At 74.1% G+C, this 1,975-nt stretch carries 2 protein-coding genes and 1 pseudogene; 1 reads left to right on the top strand and 2 read right to left on the bottom strand.

From position 1 onward, the window contains the following. Together ACIG3E_RS40965 and ACIG3E_RS40960 are read right to left on the bottom strand one after the other, a co-directional pair. Nucleotides 1-124 (bottom strand): annotated as a pseudogene (locus tag ACIG3E_RS40965) (ABC transporter ATP-binding protein); the annotation flags it as partial. Then, on the bottom strand, nt 111-1,034 hold the full coding sequence (locus ACIG3E_RS40960) for an ABC transporter permease (protein WP_399626318.1): 924 nt from the start codon (nt 1,032-1,034) through the stop codon (nt 111-113). The pseudogene ACIG3E_RS40965 and the gene ACIG3E_RS40960, both read right to left, overlap by 14 nt. Nucleotides 1,035-1,183: 149 nt before the next feature. On the opposite strand from ACIG3E_RS40960, the gene ACIG3E_RS40955 reads away from it, so the two are divergent. Continuing rightward, nucleotides 1,184-1,816 (top strand): TetR/AcrR family transcriptional regulator, encoded by a 633-nt coding sequence (locus ACIG3E_RS40955; RefSeq protein ID WP_399626316.1) that lies wholly within the window; start codon nt 1,184-1,186, stop codon nt 1,814-1,816. The last annotated feature ends 159 nt before the right edge of the window (nt 1,817-1,975 follow it).

Raw genomic sequence — 1,975 nt, 5'->3', positions numbered from 1 at the left:
CGATCCGGCTCAACGCCGCCGTCGCACTGCCCTTCCCCGTCTTCCCGCCGTTCACCCGGTACACGATGTGCAGCTCGTCCGCGATCACCGTGGGGGTACGCCCGTGCCGTTCAGCCGCGTCCATAGGTGTCCTCCGCCTTCCAGAAGTAGACGAACCCGCCGACTCCGGCGAGCAGTGCCCAGCCCACGGCCCACGCCCACACGTGCGCGGGCAGCTGCCCGGCGTGGAAGCTGTCGATGAGGGCGAAGCGCATCAGGTCGATGTAGACGGCGGCCGGGTTGGCCTCCAGGAGCACGGTCACCGCGTGCGGCAAGTCCCGGTCGGCGAGGACCTTGTCGATGCTCCACATCACCCCGGACGCGTACATCCACGTCCGCAGGACGAACGGCATCAGCTGGGCGACGTCCGGGGTCCGCGCGCCGAGCCGGGCGAGCGCGAGCGCGAGCCCCGCGTTGAAGGTGAACTGCAGCGCGAGGGCGGGCAGGACGAGCAGCCAGGACGCGGTGGGTGGCACGCCGAAGCAGAGCAGGATCGCGAGCAGCGCGACCATGGAGAAGAGCAGCTGCTGGAGCTGTTGGAGGCAGTACGAGACCGGCAGCGCGGCCCGGGGGAAGTGCAGCGCGCGCACCAGGCCGAGGTTGCCCGAGACGGCGCGGGTGCCCGCGAGGGCGGACTGCTGCGTGAAGGTGAACACGAAGACGCCCGTGACCAGGAAGGGCACGTAGTCGGGCACGTCGTGCTTGGTGTTCATCAGGACGCCGAAGACGAAGTAGTAGACGGCCGCGTTGAGCAGCGGTGTCATCACCTGCCAGAGCTGGCCGAGCCTGGCCTGGCTGTACTGGGCGGTGAGCCGCGCGGTGGCGAAGGCCGTGACGAAGTGGCGCCGCTGCCACAGCCGGCGCACGTAGGTGCCGAGCGGGACGCGGGCGCCGCTGACCGTGAGGCCGTGGCGGGCGGCGAGCTCGGCGGGCGTCGGGCCGGTCGCCGGGGCGGGGGCCGGGGCGCCGGGGGGCTTCTCCAGGGCTTGGGTCACGTCCGTTGCTTTCGCTCGGGGGCGCGGGGACGGCGGACGACAAGCGGCACCCTCCACGTCGGGACGGGTCCGTATCGTCGTGACGTCGACAGTAGGGCGTTCTGACGTCGGGACGCAACCGTTTCGTCGTCACGTTCTATGCTGTCCCCATGACGACGAGCGACAAGGCGAGCGAGAAGAAGCCGGGTGAGCAGGGCCGCAGGGCACCGGCCGGGGCCGCCGTGCTCCGCGAGGATGTGACCGAGGCCATCCGGTCCGCCGTCTTCGAGGAGCTCGCCGCCGTCGGGTACGCGCGCATGTCGATCGAGGGCATCGCGCGCCGCGCGGGCGTCGGCAAGACCGCCGTCTACCGCCGCTGGCGCTCCAAGCTGCACCTCGTCCTCGACCTGGTCTCGGCGATCGCGGTCCAGGGCCTGCCCACGCCCGACACCGGCTCCCTGGAGGGCGATCTGCGCCTGCTGTACGAGGTGACCTCGCGCGCCCTGCGCCACCCCGTCGCCTCCCAGGTGATCCCCGACCTGATGGCCGAGGCGGCCCGCAACCCCGACATCGACGCGGCCCTGCGGAAGGCGCTCCGCGAGGGCCAGCACGGCGTCGCCAGCGGCATCGTCGCCCAGGCCACCGCGCGCGGCGAGCTACGCCCGGGCCTGGACGAGGAGCTGGCCCTGGACCTGATGTCGGGGCCCCTGTACTGGCGCGCGGTGGTGGTGCGCGGGGGGCTGCCCAAGGGGTATGTGGAGCGGCTTGCGGCGGCTACGGGGGCGGCGCTGAAGGCGCTGTGAGCGCGGCGGCATGACGGCGGGAGCCGGGGCGCGCGGGGGCGCCACGGGGCGGGGGGGGGGGGGGGGCGCCCCCCGCCGGCCCCGGGCCGGGCGGGGCCCCCCGGGGCCGGCGGCCCCCGGCCCGGCCGGGGCCCGCAGGGCCCCACCCCCCCCGGCGGC

Source organism: Streptomyces sp. NPDC053474, from assembly GCF_044544845.1.
Lineage (GTDB): Bacteria > Actinomycetota > Actinomycetes > Streptomycetales > Streptomycetaceae > Streptomyces.
This window is presented reverse-complemented; position numbering and strand designations above follow the sequence as displayed.

What these genes read in the sequence shown, in the direction of transcription:
- ACIG3E_RS40955 (WP_399626316.1), top strand. Translation starts at nt 1,184, where the DNA reads ATGACGACGAGCGACAAGGCGAGCGAGAAGAAGCCGGGTGAGCAGGGC.